The sequence below is a fragment of the Marinobacterium sp. xm-m-312 genome (genome assembly GCF_013283295.1).
Classification (GTDB): domain Bacteria; phylum Pseudomonadota; class Gammaproteobacteria; order Pseudomonadales; family Balneatricaceae; genus Marinobacterium_E.
Genome location: NZ_WBYS01000004.1, coordinates 135,788 through 151,709 on the forward strand (window position 1 = coordinate 135,788; position 15,922 = coordinate 151,709).

Annotated in this window: 15 protein-coding genes; 7 read left to right on the forward strand and 8 right to left on the reverse strand. The window is 48.4% G+C overall.

What is annotated here, in order from left to right:
• Nucleotides 1–1,200 (forward strand): organoarsenical effux MFS transporter ArsJ, encoded by a 1,200-nt coding sequence (gene arsJ / locus XMM312_RS06345; protein ID WP_173488896.1) that lies wholly within the window; start codon nucleotides 1–3, stop codon nucleotides 1,198–1,200.
• A 10-nt stretch (nucleotides 1,201–1,210) separates the two neighbouring features.
• On the opposite strand, the gene XMM312_RS06350 is transcribed toward arsJ, so the two are convergent.
• From XMM312_RS06350 to trmA, 5 genes are all read right to left on the reverse strand, one after another.
• Complete coding sequence (locus XMM312_RS06350; protein ID WP_173488897.1) at nucleotides 1,211–1,999, reverse strand: hypothetical protein; 789 nt, start codon at nucleotides 1,997–1,999, stop codon at nucleotides 1,211–1,213.
• 1 nt (nucleotide 2,000) lies between these two features.
• Nucleotides 2,001–2,645: a hypothetical protein gene (locus XMM312_RS06355; protein ID WP_173480877.1), complete on the reverse strand. Its 645-nt coding sequence runs from the start codon at nucleotides 2,643–2,645 to the stop codon at nucleotides 2,001–2,003.
• Between the two features lies 1 nt (nucleotide 2,646).
• Nucleotides 2,647–3,213 carry a dCTP deaminase gene (dcd, locus tag XMM312_RS06360; RefSeq protein WP_173480876.1) on the reverse strand — a complete coding sequence of 189 codons (567 nt, stop codon included), beginning with the start codon at nucleotides 3,211–3,213 and terminating at the stop codon, nucleotides 2,647–2,649.
• A 74-nt stretch (nucleotides 3,214–3,287) separates the two neighbouring features.
• A complete protein-coding gene (apbC, locus tag XMM312_RS06365) occupies nucleotides 3,288–4,115 on the reverse strand; it encodes an iron-sulfur cluster carrier protein ApbC (protein WP_371731518.1) in 828 nt (275 codons plus the stop codon).
• Between the two features lie 64 nt (nucleotides 4,116–4,179).
• Entirely contained in the window at nucleotides 4,180–5,274 is a 1,095-nt protein-coding gene (trmA, locus tag XMM312_RS06370) for a tRNA (uridine(54)-C5)-methyltransferase TrmA (RefSeq protein ID WP_173480875.1), read from the reverse strand.
• A gap of 151 nt (nucleotides 5,275–5,425) precedes the next feature.
• Between trmA and metG the strand changes: the two genes are divergently transcribed.
• From metG to XMM312_RS06385, 3 genes are all read left to right on the forward strand, one after another.
• On the forward strand, nucleotides 5,426–7,450 hold the full coding sequence (gene metG / locus XMM312_RS06375) for a methionine--tRNA ligase (protein WP_173482451.1): 2,025 nt from the start codon (nucleotides 5,426–5,428) through the stop codon (nucleotides 7,448–7,450).
• 310 nt (nucleotides 7,451–7,760) lie between these two features.
• Nucleotides 7,761–9,326, forward strand: coding sequence for a Re/Si-specific NAD(P)(+) transhydrogenase subunit alpha (locus tag XMM312_RS06380; protein WP_173480873.1), 1,566 nt, complete (start codon nucleotides 7,761–7,763; stop codon nucleotides 9,324–9,326).
• Nucleotides 9,327–9,337: 11 nt separating this feature from the next.
• Nucleotides 9,338–10,732 (forward strand): NAD(P)(+) transhydrogenase (Re/Si-specific) subunit beta, encoded by a 1,395-nt coding sequence (locus XMM312_RS06385; RefSeq protein WP_173480872.1) that lies wholly within the window; start codon nucleotides 9,338–9,340, stop codon nucleotides 10,730–10,732.
• 43 nt (nucleotides 10,733–10,775) lie between these two features.
• Here the strand turns inward: XMM312_RS06385 and XMM312_RS06390 are convergent, their stop codons facing one another.
• Complete coding sequence (locus XMM312_RS06390) at nucleotides 10,776–11,087, reverse strand: DUF6482 family protein (RefSeq protein WP_173480871.1); 312 nt, start codon at nucleotides 11,085–11,087, stop codon at nucleotides 10,776–10,778.
• 105 nt (nucleotides 11,088–11,192) lie between these two features.
• On the opposite strand from XMM312_RS06390, the gene XMM312_RS06395 reads away from it, so the two are divergent.
• A complete protein-coding gene (locus XMM312_RS06395) occupies nucleotides 11,193–11,654 on the forward strand; it encodes a DnaJ domain-containing protein (RefSeq protein ID WP_173480870.1) in 462 nt (153 codons plus the stop codon).
• A 6-nt stretch (nucleotides 11,655–11,660) separates the two neighbouring features.
• A complete protein-coding gene (locus tag XMM312_RS06400) occupies nucleotides 11,661–12,464 on the forward strand; it encodes an MOSC domain-containing protein (RefSeq protein ID WP_173480869.1) in 804 nt (267 codons plus the stop codon).
• On the opposite strand, the gene XMM312_RS06405 is transcribed toward XMM312_RS06400, so the two are convergent.
• Both XMM312_RS06405 and smrA read right to left on the reverse strand, forming a co-directional pair.
• The gene (locus XMM312_RS06405) at nucleotides 12,432–14,360 is read right to left on the reverse strand and encodes a GNAT family N-acetyltransferase (protein WP_173488898.1); all 1,929 of its coding nucleotides are present in this window, start codon (nucleotides 14,358–14,360) and stop codon (nucleotides 12,432–12,434) included. The two genes, XMM312_RS06400 and XMM312_RS06405, sit on opposite strands and share 33 nt — an antisense overlap.
• Nucleotides 14,360–14,941: a DNA endonuclease SmrA gene (smrA, locus tag XMM312_RS06410; RefSeq protein ID WP_173488899.1), complete on the reverse strand. Its 582-nt coding sequence runs from the start codon at nucleotides 14,939–14,941 to the stop codon at nucleotides 14,360–14,362. Before smrA ends, XMM312_RS06405 begins: the two co-directional genes overlap by 1 nt.
• A 112-nt stretch (nucleotides 14,942–15,053) precedes the next feature.
• On the opposite strand from smrA, the gene XMM312_RS06415 reads away from it, so the two are divergent.
• Nucleotides 15,054–15,920 carry a hypothetical protein gene (locus tag XMM312_RS06415; protein ID WP_173488900.1) on the forward strand — a complete coding sequence of 289 codons (867 nt, stop codon included), beginning with the start codon at nucleotides 15,054–15,056 and terminating at the stop codon, nucleotides 15,918–15,920.
• The last annotated feature ends 2 nt before the right edge of the window (nucleotides 15,921–15,922 follow it).

The window sequence follows — 15,922 nt, forward strand, 5'->3', positions numbered from 1 at the left end:
ATGAATGGTGCTGTTCGTCAGTACCTGCTAATTACGGGTAATTACTGGGCGTTCACCCTCACGGATGGCGCCCTTCGTATGTTGGTGGTGCTCTATTTCCATCAACTCGGTTACTCTCCTCTTCAGATCGCATTTCTATTCCTCTTCTACGAACTCTTTGGGGTCGTCACCAATCTAGTGGGTGGTTGGCTCGGAGCTCGTATTGGTCTTAATAGGACCATGAACATTGGGCTCGCCTTACAGATTGGCGCGCTAGCTATGCTGGCAGTACCTTCAGCCTATCTCACCATACCCTGGGTGATGGCCGCCCAAGCGCTTTCCGGCGTTGCTAAAGATCTGAATAAAATGAGTGCGAAAAGTGCCATCAAGCAACTGGTTCCTGAAAACGCCGAAAGTTCTCTATTTAAATGGGTCGCACTGCTTACAGGATCGAAAAACACGCTAAAAGGTGTGGGCTTCTTTATGGGTGGTGCCCTGCTGGTCTGGCTAGGGTTTCAAGGGGCGGTTACCGCCATGGCCGCGGTCTTACTGATTGTCTGGATCAGCTCTCTACTGCTTCTAAAAAAAGAGTTGGGTAAAGCGAGCTACAAACCTAAATTCAGAGAGATATTCTCTAAAAGTGACTCCGTTAATAGACTCTCAGCAGCCCGATTCTTTCTATTCGGTGCGCGGGATATCTGGTTTGTGATTGCACTACCCGTCTTTCTTGCAGAGACCCTTAACTGGGGCGAAGAGGCAACCGGGGCGTTTATGGCGATATGGATTATTGGCTACGGCATTATTCAAGCGTCATCGCCAAAACTGCTTAATAACAGAGAGCACCCACCCAGTCGTGACCGAGCCGTCACGCTTGCAGCCCTGCTAACCCTAGTGCCAACCGCAATGGCCGCTCTACTCTTCGCAAAGGTCGAGCCCACCTGGGTCATAATGGTGGGTTTAGCGCTGTTTGCACTGATCTTTGCTCTCAACTCAGCCGTTCACAGCTATCTAATTGTTAGCTATGCCAAAGCAGACGGTGTCTCGTTAGATGTGGGGTTCTATTACATGGCTAATGCCATGGGGCGCTTGATCGGCACCCTGCTATCGGGTGCACTGTTTCAGTGGGCTGGATTGGGCGTTGCGGGGCTAGTGGCCTGCCTTGTTGGATCTGCGATTATGGTATTAGCAGCGGCGCTGCTCAGCCGAAAACTGCCAGTCTAAGCCAACCTTGTTAATGCAGTGTCGGTGGCTCTTCATCATCGACAAATAGAGGCTGACCTTCTGAATCCATTCCGATGGCGCCCTTTTCAATGGCATGATCCACCATTTGAGCCACCATCATCTCAGTCAGGTGTGCACTAAGAATCATGCCAGCAGGTGGATCTTGATTGAACATCTCGGGATCCACCAATCCATCGTTTCGTAACCCTAACATTAAAGGGTTTTCGGCCAACAGCGGTGCCAAATCGTCTGGAGCAAAGACGGCATAGTCCGACGCAATTTTAAGGCTGAGCTGATAGGCATCCATCGTCTCACTGCTCAGCGCACTTTCGAAGGCTGTTTCAGCCGCCGCGAACAGATCAGAGAGCTGACTCCGTCCAGTTTGCGGAACAAACTCTTTAGGTGTTTTCGTGTAATCGACACCTAAAACGGGTTTGCAGAGATCCAGTTCATGCGCATCAACCAACAGATCCCCATGCTCATCACGCTCTAACCAGTCGCGCTTGGTCGCAACCATCATTAGACCATCCATACCCGCCGCCACAAGATTGGCACTGATGATCGCTCCGATGGTCGGGTTTGCACCCTCCTCTTCACTCTCGATCAGATCACCGGCACGTGAAGCCAACAGGCGTGGCGCTGATAGAATGAGCTCTACTAACTCGTCAGCTGGCAAGGCTAAACGCCTATGAGCAAGCTGGTGAGCCGTTTTAAAGGGGTAGCTGTGGCCGTTAGCCTCCATCTCTTTGAGATAGGCTTCGCGAAGGTCATCAAGCAGTTCGGTCAACTTGTCACTCATATTAGTGCAGATTGATACCAATGGGTTTAATGTCAGATTTAATCTGATCAAATTCAGATCTGAGCTGGGATAGCGGCGATAGCCCAAAATCACGTGGACAGGCTGGAAGTTCATACCAATCCAAGGCCCAAATTCGCACCATAATCTCGTACTCACCAATCAGCGCATCCAGTAGAATCATGACTGCCTCAACTCGCGGATCCATATCGAGCACGGTCGGTGCATCTTCCATGTAGATTGCGAGCTCTAACTTGCCATTGATGGTGCGCAGTGAATACCAGTAGTCGTTGATCTCACAGAGCTCTCCGCCCAGATCGACGGTGCGTGGCACAGGATCATGACGCTCATTGAAGGCGCGTACTTGGAAGCCATTCAGTTTAGGCGCAGCACCGACCAGTGTTAACACACTGTGAATCGACTCTGGGTAGCCATCACAACCAAAGACCAACTGAACAGGACCATCCTCTTGATTACGCTCAAAATGGAACGTCAGGTTAGAGTCGATCTCTTTCAGTGTCGGTCTGTAATCCATAAGCACACGCTCACCTTGCTCAGCGAGCTGCTCGAGCGTGGCGTGTTGAAGGGCATCTAGGGTAATCGCAAGATCATCCCAAAAGGCTTTAATACTATCGACTTGTTCTTGCATATTAAGTGCGTGGTAAGGTCACACCCGTTTGACCCTGGTATTTACCACCACGATCACCGTAGGAGACTTCACACACTTCATCACCGCCAATAAAGAGCATCTGAGCTACACCCTCGTTAGCATAGATCTTAGCAGGCAGCGGCGTGGTATTAGAGAACTCAAGTGTCACGTGACCTTCCCACTCTGGTTCGAGCGGTGTGACGTTCACAATGATGCCACAACGTGCGTAGGTACTTTTACCCAAGCAGATTGTTAGCACATCACGGGGGATCTTGAAGTATTCAACAGTGCGAGCCAGTGCAAAGGAGTTTGGCGGGATGATACAGACATCCGACTTCACATTAACAAAGCTCTCGCTGTTGAAGTCTTTAGGGTCGACAACCGATGAGTTGATGTTGGTGAAGATTTTAAACTCGTCAGCACAACGAACATCATAGCCGTAGCTAGACGTACCGTATGAGACGATCTTTTCACCATTCACTTCACGAACCTGACCCGGCTCAAACGGATCAATCATCTGTTGCTGTTCCGCCATGCGACGGATCCACTTATCGGCTTTGATACCCATTACTTATCACCTAAAAAGAAAACCGCGAAATAATAGCAAAAAAGGCTCCAGAAATAGAGCCTTTTCTTTACACATCAATCATCCATGATGTTGATGAAAGGCGCCTCAGCCTGTGTGTGATTGGCAAGCACTTCACTGACGGAAGCCGCAACCCTTTGATAGAGGCTGGCATACTCAGATTCAGGTTCGGCAATGACGATGGGTGTGCCCGAGTCGGCCTGCACGCGAATTGGCATTGCCAAAGGTAACTGACCCAAGAGCTTGGTTTGATACTGCTCTGCCATCTTATCACCGCCACCTTCCCCAAAAATGGGGTCAACATGACCGCAGTTTGAACAGACGTGCACGCTCATGTTTTCAATGATGCCTAGCACTGGAATATCGACCTTACGGAACATCTCAATGCCCTTCTTGGCATCAAGCAGCGCAATATCCTGAGGCGTGGTTACGACGATGGCACCATCGACCGGTACCTTTTGCGACAGCGTCAATTGAATGTCACCTGTACCAGGCGGCATATCGATCAGCAGAAGATCCAAATCATCCCATTGTGTCTGCATCAACAGCTGCTGAAGCGCACTACTTACCATGGGACCACGCCACACCATAGGTGTATCTTCATCGATCAAATAACTGATCGACATAGTCTGAATGTCGTGCGCGACGACGGGAATAAAGTACTTCTCTTCAGCTGTTTTCGGGCGAGTACCTGCAGGTACACCAAACATCATTGCTTGGCTGGGACCGTAAATATCAGCATCCAACACGCCGACACGAAGACCCTGTACAGATAGAGCAGCTGCCAGGTTAGCTGTGACCGTCGACTTACCCACTCCGCCTTTACCAGAGGAGATCGCGACAATTTTTTTAACACCCGCAAGATTTTCAAGTTTCTGAGACACGGTACCACCCAAACATAATAACCAAGTAATTTAGTAGGATTATTTCAAAAAGAGGATCGATTAACTAGACCTTCTTAGTAAGGTATACGCCACATTCGACATGATGGGTGTATGGGAACTGATCAAACAGAGCAAAACGCTGCACGTCGTGAGTCTGAGACAGTATCTCTAAATTCTCTTTTAAGGTTTCAGGGTTACAGGAGATATAGACAATCGCCGGGTAGGTCTGCACTTGCTTAACGGTCTCTGCATCTAAACCTGCACGAGGCGGATCAACCAGTACGGTTTGAAAATCAAAGCTGGTCAGATCCAACCCTTCGGTTCTACGAGAAGTACGAGTGCCTTGAAGTACCTCAGTAAACTCTTCTGAAGAGAGGCGCAAAATAGAGACGTTCTCAACACCATTTACCTCAATGTTGTACTGCGCACTGCGTACCGACTCTTTAGAGATCTCAGTACCGACAACTCGATCGAAGTTCTGCGCTAGCGGCAGACTGAAGTTACCGTTACCACAGTAGAACTCCACCAGGTCGCCCCTAGCATCTTGAGTTGCATCCAACGCCCACTCGATCATCTGTTCACACACCTTAGCGTTGGGTTGGGTGAAACTGTTTTCGGTCTGTTTGTAGGTGAAGGGCTGACCATTGATCTGAATCGTTTCAATAACAAAATCACGATCCAACACAATCTTGTTTTTACGTGAACGGCCTACAATATCAATGCCAAACTCTTCACGAAGGGGTTTTGCCGCCTCAATCCACTCTTCTCCGATCGCGCGGTGGTAGAGCATGCTGACCAACAGCTCCCCTTTTAAGGTCGCTAGGAAATCTATTTGAAATAGACGTTTACGCAGCTCAACGTCACCTTTTAAACGCTCGAGAAAATCGAACATCATCGATTCAATGCGCGTATCGACCATTTTGCATTCTGTCACCTTGACCGGTTTGCGCTTATCTCCCGGTTCAAACATCACGTAGTCGATCTCATCACCATCATGCCAAACTCGAAACTCTGCTCGCATACGGTAGTTCTCTGGTGGGGAGCGAAACAGCTCGAGCTCGGGAAGATCAAACTCTGAGAATAACTGCTGCATTGTTTCTGCTTTTTCAGCAAGTTGCTGTTCGTAGAGGGCAGGATCAATAACCGGTAAAGATGACATGCAATGGGTGCCTTTAAACGTCTAAAAAGAGTAATTGGGGCGCAGTGTAACAGTGCATTGAGTAGTGACCAAACCTGAGACCTTTAATCAATCGAAGTAAACGCGTAAAATCGACGCTCAATTTTTTCGTAGTAGATAGTGATTAACCTAGATGACTGATTCTAATCGCAAGATTCTTGTTACCAGTGCCCTGCCTTACGCTAATGGACCTATTCACCTGGGCCACCTAGTTGAATACATCCAAACCGATATTTGGGTTCGCTTCCAAAAGCAGCGCGGCCATCAATGTACATACGTCTGTGCAGATGATGCTCACGGTACACCGATCATGCTGAAAGCGGATCAGATGGGTATCTCACCTCAAGCATTGATCGACAAAGTCAGTGAAGAGCACCAGCGTGACTTCTCAGGTTTTTTGGTCAACTTCGACAACTACTACTCGACGCACTCGGAAGAGAACAAGCAGTTTGCTGAACTGATCTACACGCGTTTACGAGATAAAGGTCACATTGCTCGTCGCACCATCACTCAAGCGTACGATCCTGAAAAGGAGATGTTCCTTCCGGATCGTTTCATCAAAGGTGACTGTCCAAAATGTGGTGCGGAAGATCAGTACGGCGACTCGTGTGAAAAGTGTGGTGCAACCTATGCCCCGACTGAACTGAAAAATGCCTACTCTGCTGTATCAGGTGCAAAACCGATCGAGAAAGAGTCTGAGCACTACTTCTTTAAGCTTGAAGATTTCGAATCCTTCCTTAAAGGCTGGGTAGACACACACGTTCAGGATCAGATGAAACACAAGCTGAATGAGTGGTTCGAATCCGGTCTTCAACAGTGGGATATCTCACGTGATGCGCCCTACTGGGGATTTGAGATTCCTGACGCCCCTGGCAAATACTTCTACGTTTGGTTGGACGCTCCCATCGGCTACATGGCTAGCTTTAAAAATTGGGCGGATAAAAATGGCGTCGATTTCAATGAGTACTGGTCAGAAGATAGCAGCGCTGAACTCTATCACTTCATCGGTAAAGACATCGCCTACTTCCACACCCTATTCTGGCCTGCTGAACTGCATGGTGCAGGATTTAGAACACCAACAGGGGTTTTCTGTCACGGTTTCCTAACAGTCGATGGACAGAAGATGTCTAAGTCTCGTGGCACCTTTATTATGGCCGAGACCTACCTGAAACACCTACGTCCAGAGTATCTACGCTACTACTTTGCAGCGAAACTGGGCTCAGGTATTGATGACATCGACTTAAGCTTAGAGGACTTCCGTCTTCGTGTTAACGCCGATCTAGTTAACAAAGTCATCAACATTGCGAGCCGTTGTGCAGGATTTATCACTAAGAAGTTTGATGGCCAACTGGATAGCACACTGGCTCAACCAGAGCTCTATAACGAAGCAGTTGCCGCTGGTGATTCGATTGCAAATGCTTATGAAAAGCGCGAGTACGCCAAAGCGATGCGCGAAATCATGGCATTAGCCGATAAAGCCAACCAGTATATTGATGCAGCTGAGCCTTGGGTATTGGCTAAGCAGGAAGGTAAAGAGGCTGAGGTTCAAGCCTGCTGTACCATGGGCATTAACCTATTCCGAGTGATCATTAGTTACTTAACTCCAGTTCTTCCAGAGGTATCTGAACAAGCTAAAGGCTTCCTTAATATTGAAAGCTTTGCTTGGGATGAGATTCAAACACCTCTACTGGACCAAAAGATCAACAAGTTCAAGCCGCTTATGCAGCGTGTAGAGCCTGAAAAGATCGAGGCGGTCATCGAAGATTCAAAACAGAATCTACAAGCCGCTGCGCCTGTTAAAAAGGCTGAGCCTAGTAAAGAGCCCATTGCTGAGACCATCGAGTTTCCAGACTTTGCCAAAGTCGATCTTCGTGTCGCTCGCATCGCTAAAGCTGAGCATGTTGAAGGTGCTGACAAACTCCTTCGATTGACGCTTGATCTAGGCGATGAGACACGCAATGTCTTTGCAGGTATCAAATCGGCCTATGCTCCAGAAGACTTGGAAGGCAAACTGACCGTTATGGTCGCTAACCTTGCACCGCGTAAGATGAAGTTTGGAATGTCTGAGGGGATGGTACTAGCGGCTGGACCTGGCGGTAAGGATCTTTGGATATTAGAACCCCATGCCGGCGCTCAGCCAGGAATGCGCATCATGTAAGCCCTGTTTTCGAACAGTGCGTCTTTTTAAAAAGGAGCTTCGGCTCCTTTTTTATTACCCCTTGTTGATTAAATTACATCCCAATAAGAAGAGAATTAAGCTAAATCTTAAGCATCCTGAAAAATTTTAATAATCCGTATAAGTTAATTCAGTTTGGTTATTAATAACTTTCGTAGTAGATTATAAAGATTAGTTTTAGGTTAATTCTATTTAGTTATGGAATGGCCATATTATATAGGCTTAGCTTCTATGCTGAGCCAGGGTTATCAACAGCCATCCTCGGGTGGATACTATAAGAGAGGTGAAATCGATGAGAATCGGTGTACCCCGCGAGAACGAAGAAGGCGAAAAACGCGTCGCCCTCACTCCAGACGTTGCAGTTAAAATGCAAAAGCTGGGTTTCGACATCTCGATGGAAAGCGGCGCTGGCGCAGATGCTAGCTATGCGGACGAAGAGTATGAGAAAGCTGGTGTAGAGATCATTAAAGATCCTAAAGAGCTATGGGGTAATTCAGACATTATCCTGAAGGTTCGCCCACCTAAAGCCCACCCTGAACTTGGTTTCAATGGCGTAGAGTTGATGAAGAAGGATCAAACCATCATCAGCTTCCTATACCCAGCGATGAACCCTGAGATGCTCAAAGAGATGGCTGATCATGGTATCAATGCACTGGCTATGGACTCTGTACCACGTATTTCACGTGCACAGAAGATGGACGCCCTATCTTCAATGGCTAACATCGCGGGTTACCGTGCTGTTGTTGAAGCAGCGCAGCATTTCGGTCGCTTCTTCACTGGTCAGATCACCGCAGCAGGTCGAATCAACCCAGCTAAAGTACTGGTTATCGGTGCCGGTGTTGCCGGTCTTGCCGCTATCGGTGCTGCGAAAGGCATGGGTGCCATTGTTCGTGCATTTGATACTCGCCCTGAGGTTAAAGAGCAAGTTGAGTCGATGGATGCTGAATTCCTGATGCTCGATTTCGAAGATGACGAAGATGGCAGCGGTTCTGGCGGTTACGCTAAGACCATGAGCCCTGAGTTCATCAAAGCAGAGATGGATCTATTCGCGGCTCAGGCTGCAGAAGTGGATATCATTATCACTACCGCACTGATCCCTGGCAAAGAGGCACCTGAGCTGATCACTGAGCGTATGGTCGCTAACATGAAGCCTGGCTCTGTCATTGTTGACCTTGCAGCGGAAGCGGGTGGTAACTGTAAACTTACCGTCGCTAACGAAGTGGTTAAGAAGCACGATGTCACTATCATCGGCTACACCAACCTACCGAGCCGTCTTGCAGCGCAATCCTCTCAGCTCTATGCAACTAACATGTTGAACCTGTTGACTGAACTTTGCCCAGAGAAAAACGGCGAAATCGACATCAACATGGAAGACGAGGTGATTCGTGGTGCGACGGTTGTCAAAGAGGGCAACATCACTTGGCCACCACCAGCGCCTCGTATCTCGCTTGCACCTAAAGAGGACGTCGGCCTTAAAGCGAAGCAAGAGCTTGAGCCAGAGGTTGAAAAACCGGCTCACCCACTTGCGTTCCTGATCCCTCTACTGATCGCCGGTGGCGCTCTATTTGGATTGGGTTCTGTTGCTCCACCTGAGTTCATTGGCCACCTAACCGTATTCGTATTGTCATGTTTTATCGGATACATGGTTATCTGGGGCGTATCGCACTCACTGCACACACCATTGATGTCTGTCACCAACGCAATCAGTTCCATTATTGTGATTGGCGCTTTAATTCAGATCTCAAGTGACAATCCAGTGGTGATGGCGCTTGCCGGATTGGCTGTGTTCATTACCAGCATCAACATTGTGGGCGGTTTCGCCGTAACACAACGCATGCTTCGCATGTTTAGGAAGTAAGGAGATAATCGATGACTTCAGGAATTATTACAGCTTCCTACATTGCAGCCAGCGCCCTGTTTATCATGGCACTAGGCGGTCTTGCGCATCAGGAGTCTGCACGTCGCGGTAACTTCTATGGCATGCTGGGTATGGCGATTGCTGTCGGTGTTACCATCGTTGGCCTAGTCTCTAACAACTACGGACTTCTGGTCGGTGGTATTGTTGTCGGTGGTATCATTGGCTACATTCTGGCGCAACGTGTAGAAATGACCTCTATGCCTGAGCTAGTGGCGATTCTTCACAGCCTTGTGGGCCTAGCAGCCGTATTTGTGGGTTGGGCGAATGCTCTAGAGCATGCACCACTCACCGGTGTTGCTCAGTCGATTCACGCCGTTGAAACCTACCTTGGCATTCTGATCGGTGCGATGACCTTCTCTGGTTCCGTCATGGCTTACTTGAAACTAAGCGGGAAGATTGGCGGACGCCCTCTTCAACTACCAGGTCGTCACCTATTCAACATTGCACTCGGTGTGATCGCTTTATACTTCATGATTCAGTACATGGATACAGCGGCAACTGGCGGTGTCTTTGAATTGACGGTTATGACCATCATCGCACTGGTATTTGGTGTGCACATGGTGGCAGCGATCGGTGGTGCTGATATGCCTGTTGTAGTCTCAATGCTGAACAGCTACTCAGGTTGGGCTGCTGCAGCGATGGGCTTCATGCTAGGTAACGATCTACTCATCGTCGTCGGTGCTCTAGTCGGTTCAAGTGGTGCTATCCTCTCTTACATCATGTGTAAGGCGATGAACCGCAAGTTCCTAAACGTAATCTTTGGTGGTATTGGTCAGAAAGCTTCAAGCGGTGGTCCAGCAGGCCCTGCGGGTAATGCTGAAGACATTCGCTCGGTTGAATCGGATGAAGCGGCAGACATGCTTCTTAACGCTAAAGAGGTCATGATCCTACCAGGTTACGGTATGGCGGTTGCTCAGGCTCAACACACCGTATTCGAGATCACTAAGAAACTTCGCGACAAAGGCATCAACGTTCGCTTTGGTATTCACCCTGTAGCGGGTCGTATGCCTGGTCACATGAACGTACTGCTTGCTGAAGCGAAAGTACCTTATGACATCGTTTACGAGATGGAAGAGATCAACGAAGACTTCCCTAACGTTGACGTATCTATCGTTATCGGTGCCAACGACATCGTCAACCCTGCAGCACAGGAAGTACCAGACAGCCCTATCGCAGGTATGCCTGTACTTGAGCCTTGGAACGGTAAACAGACCATTGTCATGAAACGTTCTATGGGTACTGGTTATGCGGGTGTCGATAACCCACTCTTCTACAAAGAGAACACACGCATGCTATTCGGTGATGCTAAAGAGCGTTTGGATCAAATCCTTAAAGCGATTAGCTAATCCAGAGTTGATACTAAAACGGCACCCTCGGGTGCCGTTTTTTTTATGAGTAATCATTATCAGGAAGGCTGATATCAACCAGCAGAGGTTCAACCTTGTCGCCCTGCAACCCAATCATTTCGTCATAATAGGATTGATGCTCTAGCACCGCCCTTTCAACCCTTAATCCTTTGAACGGAATCTTGGCCGCTAGCTGAGATCGAAACACCTGAGGGCGCCCAGTGTCGTCAACTAGGGTTGATTGCCCAGTCTCAGTCGTTAATTGAACCAGATAGTGTTCACATTCAAAGGACTTCAATCTCAATTCAGATATAACCGGACGCTCACGATTGAGCTGCTCGATAGTTACTTTCATATGGCTTCCTTAAATCTACTTTTCAGGTTACGTCAGCTATACTCTTTCGGACCAAGCATTCATGCCAAACCTTCAAACCCAATATAAGTACAGAGACAAGACCTTGTGAATCCAATCTCTTTTATTGCTGTCGTTATACTGATTCTGCTGATACTCGGCTGGGTGAGATCTAAACCCAAAGAGCATCGACGCAGAGCTTGGCTTCAAGCCGGACTCATCACCCTAGCGCTGGTGATGCTCTTTTTAGCCATTACCGGCAGGATGCACTGGCTAGGCGCTCTGATTGCCGGCCTACTTCCCTTTGTTAAAAGTGCGTTTCCCTGGTTGCTGCGCCTACTACCTTTTCTAAGGGCTCGACGCCAGCAACAAAAGAACAGCCCTAAACCCTCCGGAAACCCAAGCAAACAGGAGGCCTATGAAATATTGGGTCTTAAAGAGGGAGCATCCAAAGAGGAGATCCTTGCTGCGCATAAGCGATTGATGCAAAAAGCCCACCCTGATCGCGGTGGCAGTGATTGGCTTGCCTCTCGCATTAACTCGGCCAAAGAGACGCTTCTAAAGGACTAACCAGAGATGAAACTCGTCGACATCATCCGCTACCCGATCAAGTCGGGTCAGGCCGTGCATTTAGAGCAAGCGAACATAGAAACTAAAGGGATCGTTGGCGACCGTCGTTTCATGCTAGCGGAAGAGGATGGGCGGTTTATAACAGCTAGAAAAGATCCGATTCTGCTGGATCTGAACATCGAGTCAGACGGTCAGACTCTCTCTATCCTCTACAAAAACAAGATGATTGCGAAGGGTGATTTCAGCTCATCGGAGAGACTCAGCGTCACTGTTTGGAGTCGGATTACCTCAGTACAACGAATCAGGCTCAATAATAAGACGCTGGATTCCCTGTTCGAACGCAAAGTCTGCCTAGTGTTTAACGACAGTCAGGCAACAGAACTTGCAGAAAAGCGCTATGAGTGGGGCCCAATACTCAGTGATGGTTACCCTATTCTACTGACCAATACCGCCTCACTGGATGCACTTAACCATGCATCAGGCGGGCTGTTTGAAATGGCTCGATTTAGACCTAACCTTGTCATCGACAGTTCAATACCCTGGATTGAAGATAGCTGGAGTCGGTTTCAAATCGGAGAGGCCATATTTGAACGTCGCAAGCCATGCGAACGCTGTGTTTTAGTCACACGCGATCCCATCACTGGATTGAAAGATAGCCATCAGGAACCGCTCCGCACACTGCAGGCAATTCACTCTGGACCGAATGGGGAGATCAACTTTGGCCAAAATATTAGCTTGGTAAAGCCTGGAAAGGTCTCTCTTGGGGATAAAGTGACCCTAGTCGATGAACTGGGACACCCTATGTCGTAAAGCCTTGAGTTGATGCTTGTTCGGTTTAAGTTCAAGGTGACCAACCTCGTTATGCGCAACCCCCTTATCTAACAACTCAATCCAAGGTCTTACTAGTGTGAGTGGCGCACTGCCCTGAGCAAAGCGCTTTAAAGACTCAATCTGATGAGACGATAAAGCTCTCTGCTCAAGCGTTTTAGGTAGAGCCTCAAAACCAACTGGCATTGCCGACCTCAACTCTCTCTCAATCTCAAATTGATAACGAGAAACTGCCTGCTCGCATAGAAACTGAATATCGTCTGTGGCGTTGGCGTTTAACGCTTTCATAACCAGCAATGCGGGCTCACCCGCCACCGGATCGATACGATCGCCCATACGAATCGCTCTGTAGCCAGAAGCGTTCCAAAACTGCCACACCTCTTGGTATCCAGCAAAGCTAGCTCCCATGAAGTCGATCTGAGACGCAATCGCTTTCGCTTCAATAGAACGGAGCATAGCTGCGGCAATGCCTGATCTTCTGAAATCTGGCACGACCGCAATACGTGCAATTCGCCAGAAGCGCTTGGTACCTAGTGTGACCATACCCTCAGAGAATATGAGTGTTTGCGGAAGTAGATTGCCATTTGGCCGTCGAACACCCTGAGCGATCGCCTCAGAGAGCTCAGCAGACAGCTCACCCTCTTCTGAAATCCACGCAACACCAACCAACACTCCGCCCTGCACTGTCGCGAAAATAGATTGCCCTGGGGAGTCGAGTAGAACTCGTAGGTCGTTGGGTGAGGTTCGGTAGTGAGCTAGGTGTAGAAGCTGATAGATCGCCTGTAATCGATCAGGATGGCTAACAAGGCCATCGAGTTCTAAACCATACACGCAGTCATCAAAGCCTGAGAACGCCTTAGACGGCTCGCCTTCAGTCAGAAACAGCAGTTCATTGATCGTCTCTTCAAGCTGATCCCATTGAGACCATCGAACCGGTTCAGCCAGCTGGGAGTAGTTAACACCCTCTCGCTGTAGACCCAAACGTTGTAGAAAACGAAGAGAGAAACCACGCCCAAATCCTTCATAGCCATTAACCGTTGTCGAGACTGCTAGATGATTGGCAATTTCAACCAGTTGATCAAGCAGAGGCGTTGCAATCGCGGCGGCTTCATCAATCACCAACAGTCGAATATCGGGGTTGGTACGCAGCTCCTGTAAGGCTTCAGCAGGATGGAGGAAGCGCGGCTGAAACTCATCGCTCTGCTGATAGAGAGAGTAAACGGCGCGCTTATCCGGTGCCGTCACAATGACCTGATTGGACTCCCAATCAGACTGTTTTAACGCATGGCCCAAAGCTGAGGATTTGCCGCGACCTCTGTCTGCTGTAATAACTCTGGTAGAGGTCGATAGAGACCAGTCATCAAGCAGGTTATCCACCACAGCCTGTTGGTCAGCAGTTAGGGCTATTGATTCAGATAATTGAGTGCTAGTTGTACTATTGAGCTCGACGGCGTCAATATCACAAATAATATTACTACTATGATTTAAACTATTGATTAATAATTGTATGTAGTTTGAATAATAACTTTCAGACTGCCCCAAGGCTTGTAAAAACGGATCAGCATAATTGGGCCAAACAGACGCTTTAGGAGTGATCAAAATCAGTACACCAGGAGCCCGAACAAGGCCCGCCCCTTGGGCCAGAGCATTAGGTGTGAAGCCGTCAAAAGCATTGAAGATAAGGTAGTCAATGGATTGACCAAGCTCTGTCGCTAATCGATCGGCTCTAATCGAACTAAAACCCTCTTGCGACTGACCGACTAACAACCCTTTCATAGAGTTGAGAGGGAGTTGATCCTTAAGCTGATTGATCGCCTGACCTGCCTCTACTTCTGACTCACACTGAAGCCAAACCAGTTTTCGATCGTTGATGGCCACTATCGATGACGCTCTAGATTGGCGAGGCGCTGCTCTTCATTCTTACGTAACAACAGATAGATCGCTGCAAGCCCCCCATGCTGGGGCTGACAGCTATGAAAGGCTAACACCTCATCAATGTTTGGCAGCCAGAGTGTCAGTGCACTTTTCATCCTGTTCTGAGGTGCCTGCAGATGCTTGCCACGTCCATGGGTAATCATGACTGTGCGTAGACCCAATCGGTAACACTCCTTTACAAAATTAGGCACCTCTTCACAGGCCTCAGAGAGCGTTCTGTTAATCAAATCAAGGCGCGCATCGACAGTGTATTTACCCAAACGGAGATTGCGATAGACCCCCTCTTGAACGCCATCGCGTTTCCACTCGACAGGGTCCAAGGGGTTCAACAGTTGATTGTCAGTAAATCGAAAGCGCTCATCAACCCCTTCGGCCTCACGTCGACGCTGTTCAAGAGCCTGCATATCACCACGTCTTAAGTGCTCGCGCGCAGAGACCTTAGCCTCTGCCTTAATCGGTTTAACTCCTTCACCTAGCATTAACGATGTGAAATCGTTTGTAATCTCTTGATCAGACACACTCATTACCTCAAAACCGGCAGAAAGACTTTAAACCGGTCAATAAAGTGATTATTGTTGCTGTAATAACGAATAACAACCCTGATTCGAATCAGTCGCCTGTTAAGGACACACCACTATGCAACGCGTCATTATCGCTCTTATTCTGATTATCATTGCAGTATCGACTTACCTTTTCCTGAACAAACCGGAAATATCCACTGACTCACAAACCGGCGAAAGTGTGCAACCACAAAGCACCCCCTCACAACAGCCCCTTGCAGAGACACTAAAAGCGGCCAAAAAGGTCATTAAAACACTGACCGAAGAGACCAAAGATGAAGCGCTCGATATTAAACAAGCGAATAACTTTGTTACCGGTGATCAACTGCTAGAACTACCCAACATGAAGAGTGAGGCCGCTCAAGTAGAGACCATTCAGACAGCTATGGAGGCCGCTGATGAGGCTCAAACCCAGGGTGTACAAACCTCAACCCTTGTTGTGAAGCAGCCACTCGTCAGCAATGAATCGGTGAAGCCTGATCAGATGATGAAACTCATCTCTGAAGACAATGTTATCAATACCAAAACACTGTCACCCGGAGACAAAATTCGTCTTAAAGAGCTTCTATCTAATCCCGACATCGCTGCCGGCAGTGTCTTCTACATTCATGCGGTAACCCCCAACGACATGCAAGGGCTCTGGGGCATATTGCAGCGTGGCCTTACCAACACCTTCCGTGAAGGGATCAAGCTCAGTGGTGAGAACGGACAAACGCTCATCGCAGAGATTCCAGAACTTGCTGACGAAGTGCTTGAGAATCAACGCTCCTCTTTCTTAGGCGAGTTCCTCTACTCTAAGGTGAACGACATCTACATTTACAACTACCAACAGGGAATGCTGGGTCAGGATCCAGACCTGATTAAACCCGGTCAACAGTTGGTGATTGTTAGTTATAGTGAAGAGGAGCTGATTAAAATTTACCAACACTTCACACGAGGCTAATC

Bases quoted from the DNA above. Each gene is read 5' to 3' on its own strand.
- arsJ (WP_173488896.1), top strand. From the start codon at position 1: ATGAATGGTGCTGTTCGTCAGTACCTGCTAATTACGGGTAATTACTGG.
- XMM312_RS06350 (WP_173488897.1), bottom strand. From the start codon at position 1,999: ATGAGTGACAAGTTGACCGAACTGCTTGATGACCTTCGCGAAGCCTAT.
- XMM312_RS06355 (WP_173480877.1), bottom strand. From the start codon at position 2,645: ATGCAAGAACAAGTCGATAGTATTAAAGCCTTTTGGGATGATCTTGCG.
- dcd (WP_173480876.1), bottom strand. From the start codon at position 3,213: ATGGGTATCAAAGCCGATAAGTGGATCCGTCGCATGGCGGAACAGCAA.
- trmA (WP_173480875.1), bottom strand. From the start codon at position 5,274: ATGTCATCTTTACCGGTTATTGATCCTGCCCTCTACGAACAGCAACTT.
- metG (WP_173482451.1), top strand. From the start codon at position 5,426: ATGACTGATTCTAATCGCAAGATTCTTGTTACCAGTGCCCTGCCTTAC.
- XMM312_RS06380 (WP_173480873.1), top strand. From the start codon at position 7,761: ATGAGAATCGGTGTACCCCGCGAGAACGAAGAAGGCGAAAAACGCGTC.
- XMM312_RS06385 (WP_173480872.1), top strand. From the start codon at position 9,338: ATGACTTCAGGAATTATTACAGCTTCCTACATTGCAGCCAGCGCCCTG.
- XMM312_RS06390 (WP_173480871.1), bottom strand. From the start codon at position 11,087: ATGAAAGTAACTATCGAGCAGCTCAATCGTGAGCGTCCGGTTATATCT.
- XMM312_RS06400 (WP_173480869.1), top strand. From the start codon at position 11,661: ATGAAACTCGTCGACATCATCCGCTACCCGATCAAGTCGGGTCAGGCC.
- smrA (WP_173488899.1), bottom strand. From the start codon at position 14,941: ATGAGTGTGTCTGATCAAGAGATTACAAACGATTTCACATCGTTAATG.
- XMM312_RS06415 (WP_173488900.1), top strand. From the start codon at position 15,054: ATGCAACGCGTCATTATCGCTCTTATTCTGATTATCATTGCAGTATCG.